Origin of the sequence: Saccharothrix hoggarensis (assembly GCF_042678885.1) — a bacterium.
Taxonomy (GTDB): Bacteria; Actinomycetota; Actinomycetes; order Mycobacteriales; family Pseudonocardiaceae; genus Actinosynnema; species Actinosynnema hoggarensis.
Genome location: NZ_JBHTLK010000332.1, coordinates 1 through 5,222, shown reverse-complemented (window position 1 = coordinate 5,222; position 5,222 = coordinate 1). Strand labels below are relative to the sequence as shown.

At 72.6% G+C, this 5,222-nt stretch carries 5 protein-coding genes and 1 pseudogene; 1 reads left to right on the top strand and 5 read right to left on the bottom strand.

Features of this window, described 5'->3' with window-relative positions:
- From ACFQ3T_RS33945 to ACFQ3T_RS33925, 5 genes and pseudogenes are all read right to left on the bottom strand, one after another.
- Positions 1 to 338, bottom strand: a pseudogene (locus tag ACFQ3T_RS33945) (hypothetical protein); the annotation flags it as partial.
- Between the two features lie 5 nt (positions 339 to 343).
- Positions 344 to 1,552: an ArsA family ATPase gene (locus tag ACFQ3T_RS33940; protein ID WP_380729808.1), complete on the bottom strand. Its 1,209-nt coding sequence runs from the start codon at positions 1,550 to 1,552 to the stop codon at positions 344 to 346.
- On the bottom strand, positions 1,549 to 1,986 hold the full coding sequence (locus ACFQ3T_RS33935; protein WP_380729806.1) for an SRPBCC family protein: 438 nt from the start codon (positions 1,984 to 1,986) through the stop codon (positions 1,549 to 1,551). The genes ACFQ3T_RS33940 and ACFQ3T_RS33935 overlap by 4 nt, the downstream gene beginning before the upstream one ends.
- A 27-nt stretch (positions 1,987 to 2,013) precedes the next feature.
- On the bottom strand, positions 2,014 to 2,802 hold the full coding sequence (locus ACFQ3T_RS33930) for a metallophosphoesterase family protein (protein ID WP_380729804.1): 789 nt from the start codon (positions 2,800 to 2,802) through the stop codon (positions 2,014 to 2,016).
- Positions 2,803 to 2,813: 11 nt separating this feature from the next.
- Positions 2,814 to 3,194, bottom strand: a complete 381-nt coding sequence (locus tag ACFQ3T_RS33925) for a polyketide cyclase / dehydrase and lipid transport (RefSeq protein ID WP_380729802.1) — start codon at positions 3,192 to 3,194, stop codon at positions 2,814 to 2,816.
- Between the two features lie 112 nt (positions 3,195 to 3,306).
- Between ACFQ3T_RS33925 and ACFQ3T_RS33920 the strand changes: the two genes are divergently transcribed.
- Positions 3,307 to 5,115, top strand: a complete 1,809-nt coding sequence (locus ACFQ3T_RS33920; RefSeq protein WP_380729800.1) for an AMP-dependent synthetase/ligase — start codon at positions 3,307 to 3,309, stop codon at positions 5,113 to 5,115.
- Positions 5,116 to 5,222 lie beyond the last annotated feature (107 nt).

Here is a 5,222-nt window from a genome sequence, read left to right as displayed (position 1 = left end):
CGCAGCACGGCGATCAGGCCGGCGATGTGCTCGGCGGCCTTCGCGGCCAGCTCCGACCGGTCGCCCCGGACGAGCGCCACGGCGTTGCACAGCGGGCACCAGCCGCACGTGCGGCTGTCGTGCCCGCCCTCGGCCGCCATGCGGTGCAGCCACGGCTGCGCCCGCTCGGCGGCGGCGTCGAGCAGCAGCCGCAGCTCCTCGGCGAGCTTCGACTCGGCGCGTCCTGAATCAGTTCGTCCGGAGTCGGCGCGCCCGGAGTCGGCGCGTCCCGAATCGGTGGGAGTCGAGCCGGTGGCTGTCGAGCCGGCGCGTCCCGAGTCGGCCTGCTTGGGGTCCACGTGCCTCACCGCATCCACAGGTCGGGGTCGGGTGCGAACCGCACCGCCAACCCGGTGTCGTCCAGCTCCGCGCCGGTCACCAGGCAGCGCTTGAGCAGCGACGGCAGCGCGACGAGCCGCCGCCTGCCGTCCACGGTGACCGCCAGGTCGTCGCCCACCCGGGCCAGGTCGAGGTCGGAGTCGCCGATCGGCAGCGCCATCCGCAGCGTGTACTCCCGCTCCCCCGACCGCACGACCTCCAGCAGCGGACCGTCGGCCGACGTGCCCTCCAGCGGGTCCCGCCCCTGGTACAGGCCATCGGCGACGTCCAGCAGCGCGGCCGTGCCGACGGGTTCGGCGGCCCGGTGCTCGACCGTGCGCACCGACCCGAGGTCGGCCAGCTCGGCCAGCACGGCGTCCTGCTCGGCCCGGCGGGTGCGCAGCCACGTGGCGGCGGGCCCGCCCTCCGCACCGGGGTGGGGCACGACCCGGTTGGCGACCACGCCGTCGACCCGGATGCCCTGCAGCGCCAGCGCCGTCACGGTCCGCCGGGTCTCGGCGGCGACCACCCGCTCGGGGGTCAGCACGAGCCGGACGCTGGTGGCGCGCGACGTCAGCAGGACGCGCAGCTGCTCCAGGTTCTCCGCCAGCCGGCCGAGCGCGTCGGCGGTGGCGTCCCACTTCTCCACCGTGCCGCTGCCAGCGACACCGGCCAGCAGGCCGCGCACCACGCGCCGGTGGGTGGGGAACAGCCGTTCCAGGTAGGAGGCGAACGCCTCGGGCAGCGCCAGCAGGCGCAGCGTCTCGGCGGTCGGACCGCAGTCGACGACCACCACGTCCCACGGCCCGTCGCTCGCCAGCCGCCGCACCTCGGACAGCGCCAGCAGCTCCTCCACGCCGGGCAGGACGGTCAGCTCCTCGGCGTCCAGCTCGTCGACGCCCGCACCGGCGAGCACGGTCCGCAGGTGCCCGCGCAGGTCGCGCCAGGCGTCGTCCACCAGCGCGCGCGGGTCGACCTGCGCGGCATGCAACCCCGCGAACGCCCCGGCGCCGTCGACCTCCGTGACATCCGCGGACAGCGGCACGCCCAGCGCGTCGCCGAGAGAGTGGGCCGGGTCGGTGGACACGACCAGCGCCTTGCGGCCACCGGCGGCGAGCGCGGCGGCGGTGGCGGCGGCCAAGGTCGTCTTGCCGACCCCGCCCTTACCGGTGAACAGCAGCAGGCGGGCGCTCATCCAGCGTTTTCCACCCGGCGCTTGAGCTCCTTCAGCGCGGTGTCCATGATCATCTTCTCGGCTTTGCGGCGGAACAGGCCGATCATCGGCACGACCAACTGCACCGACAGCGTGTAGGTGACCTCGGTCGAGCCGCCCTTGGGCGCCAGCGCGTAGCTGCCCTCCTGCGACTTCTGCATCTGGCCCTTGACCAGGCGCCACGAGATCCGCTCGGTGGACCACTCGTCGTAGGCGAGCACGTACTCGTCCTTGATCGGGCCCTGGTCGATGTTGAACCTGACCTGGGCCGCGCGACCGTCCTCCCGCGTCTCCAGCACCTCGGTCCGCTTCACCCCGTTGGCCCACTCGGGGTAGGCGTCGAAGTCGGCGATGACCGCCACGATCTCCTCGGGCGTCGCGTCGATGACGATGGACTGGGTGGACTCGTCGGCCATGCCGGGGAGGCTACCCGGTGCAACCGCTCACCAACGCAGCACGTGGGGCGTGCCGCTGCGCTGGAAGTGGCCGACGTTGACGCACTCGGTCCAGCCGACCCGGACCCGCCGCGCCATCGGCTGGTGCACGTGCCCGAACACCGACCACCGCGGCCGGTGGCGCTCGATCACGTCCAGCAGCGACGTGGAGCCCAGCTCGGGCCGGCGGGCGACGACGTCGTAGGTCAGCTCGGCCACCGCGGGCGGCACGTGGGTGCACAGCACGTCCACCTCGCCCAGCCCTTCCAGCGCCGCGCCGAACTCCTCCTCGGTGCGCAGGTACGGCCGCCACGGCCCGCGCCGGTTCGGCACGAAACCGGGGTGCAGCAGGGCGCCGCCCGCGAAGCCGAACCGCAGCCCGCCGATCTCGGCGACCTGCCCGTCGAGGATGTGGACGCCGTCGCGGGCGAACCGGGGCCACAGCTCGGGGCTGTCGACGTTGCCGGGGGTGGCGTAGGTGGGCGCGCTCATCGCGCCGAACAGCGCCGTGTACTGCTCGATGATCGCCTCTTGGACGATGTCCGCCGCGTTGTCGAGGCTCTCCCACAGCGACCGCATGTACCGGACGGTCTCCGCCCCGACCCGGCCGCGCCGCAGCCCGGCGAACACCGCGACCTTGTCGGCGCCGAAGATCCGGCCCAGGATGCCCTTGCCGTGGTCGTGGTAGTCGACGAAGTCGACCAGGTCGCCGAGCACGACCAGCGCGTCCGCGCCGTCGCCCGCGCGGGCCAGGGCCTCCGCGTTGCCGTGGACATCCGAGACGACGTGAACCCGCACGGGAGCCAAATCTACGGCAGCGCGGGCGGCACCCCGGGCGGGCGGCCGGCCTCCAGCGCCAGCTTCAGCCCGAGGGAGACCTCCTTGGCGGCGAGCTGGCGGCGGCGCACCTCCTGCCGGACCCGCTTGTCGGACGCCTCGCCGGGCAGGTCGGCCCGGAGGAAGTAGTGCAGGAGCGTCCCGTCGAGGACGGGCTCCAGCCACACCTCCATCGTTCCGACCAACGCGCCGGCCACCGTCCAGCGCAACCCCTGCATCCCCCGGTCGGCGTAGACCTCCAAGGCCAGGTCGGGCCAGAACTCCGACCACACGGACGGTGGCGCGAACGCGGCGGCGACCACGGCCGGAGGCACTGCGAGGAACGTCTCGTCCACGACGTCGACACTGGGCACGGCTGGGAAGAGTGCCACGACACGGTTACGGAACCACCCGCCGGCCTGGTGTATCGCCGGAATCACAGGCTAGGTTTCCCCACCGGTAACAAACAAACGTCCGGAGGTCGACGTGCGCGAGTTCAGCGTCCCCGCCACCGCCACTGTGGCTGCCGAGGAGAACCTCACCGACATGGTGTGGGCGAACGCGGAGCGCTTCGGCAACGCCGTCAGCTTCCGCCGCCGCGTGGACGGCACGTGGGTGGACATCACCGCCCGCGACTTCGCCGCGCAGGTCCTCGCGATCGCCAAGGGTCTGGTCGCGGCGGGGCTCCAGCCCGGCGAGCGGGTCGGTCTGATGTCCAAGACCCGCTACGAGTGGACCCTCCTCGACTTCGCCATCTGGCACGCCGGCGGCGTCGTGGTGCCCATCTACGAGACCTCGTCGGCCGAGCAGGTCGAGTGGATCCTGTCCGACTCCTCCGCGAAGGCCGTGTTCGTGGAGACCTCCGACCACCGCGCGACGGTGGACGCGGTGGTCGCGGGCCTGCCCGAGGTGCGGCACGTGTGGCAGATCGACGGCCCGTCCGGTGACGCGGCCGGCGCGATCGACGAGCTGACCGCCCTGGGCGCGTCGGTGTCCGACGAGGACGCCCGCGCGCGCCGCAAGGAGGTGGCGGCCGACGACACCGCGACGATCGTCTACACCTCCGGCACGACCGGCCGCCCCAAGGGCTGCGAGCTGACGCACCGCAACCTGCTGTCCGAGGTGCGCGGCGCGATCGCCGCGTTCCCGCAGCTCATGCAGGCCGGCAACTCGCTGCTCGTGTTCCTGCCGCTGGCCCACATCCTGGCCCGCGCGATCTCCGTGTGCGGCCTGTACACGCGGGTCACGATGGGGCACACCGCCGACGTGAAGAACCTGGTGGAGGACCTGCAGTCGTTCCGGCCCACGTTCGTCGTGGCCGTGCCGCGCGTGTTCGAGAAGGTCTACAACGGCGCGAAGCAGAAGGCGCACGCGGCCGGCAAGGGCAAGATCTTCGACGCCGCCGAGGCGACCGCCGTGGAGTACAGCCAGGCGCAGGACACGGGCGGCGCGGGCCTCGGGCTCAAGGTCAAGCACGCGCTGTTCTCGAAGCTCGTCTACAGCAAGCTCCAGGCGGCGCTCGGCGGCCGGTGCATCGCGGCCGTGTCCGGCGGCGCGCCGCTCGGCGAACGGCTGGCGCACTTCTTCCGCGGCGTCGGCGTGCCGGTGCTGGAGGGCTACGGCCTGACCGAGACGAGCGCGGCGGCGTGCGTGAACACCGAGGCGGCGTTCCGCGTCGGCACCGTCGGCCGGCCCGTCGTCGGCACGTCCGTGCGCATCGCCGAGGACGGCGAGATCCTGATCAAGGGCGACGTCGTCTTCCGCAGCTACTGGAACAACCCCGAGGCGACCGCCGAGGCGCTGGAGGACGGCTGGTTCCACAGCGGCGACCTCGGCCAACTGGACGACGACGGCTTCCTGAAGATCACCGGGCGCAAGAAGGAGATCATCGTCACCGCCGGCGGCAAGAACGTCTCGCCCGCCGTGCTGGAGGACCGCCTCCGCGCCCACCCGCTGATCAGCCAGTGCATGGTCGTCGGCGACGCCCAGCCGTTCATCGGCGCCCTGATCACGATCGACCCGGAGTTCTTCCCGGCGTGGAAGGAGCAGAACGGCAAGCCCGCCGACGCGACCGTCGCCGACCTGCTCGACGACGAGACGCTGCGCGGCGTGATCCAGGCCGCGGTGGACGAGGCCAACCAGGCCGTGTCCAAGGCGGAGGCGATCAAGAAGTTCCGCATCCTGCCGGTGGACTTCACCGAGGCGGGCGGCGAGATGACCCCGAGCCTGAAGCTGAAGCGGGCCGTCGTGGCCAACACCTACAAGCAGGACATCGAAGCGATCTACAGCGCTTGATTGCGCCGCCTCCGGCGTCGCGGCTCGGCCGCCTGGGAGTCGGTCGTTCGCTGTGTTGGATTGCGCCGCCTCCGGCGTCGCGGCTCGGCCGCCTGGAAGTCGGTCGT

Coding starts and splice junctions, on each gene's coding strand:
- ACFQ3T_RS33940 (WP_380729808.1), bottom strand. CDS start 1,552: ATGAGCGCCCGCCTGCTGCTGTTCACCGGTAAGGGCGGGGTCGGCAAG.
- ACFQ3T_RS33935 (WP_380729806.1), bottom strand. CDS start 1,986: ATGGCCGACGAGTCCACCCAGTCCATCGTCATCGACGCGACGCCCGAG.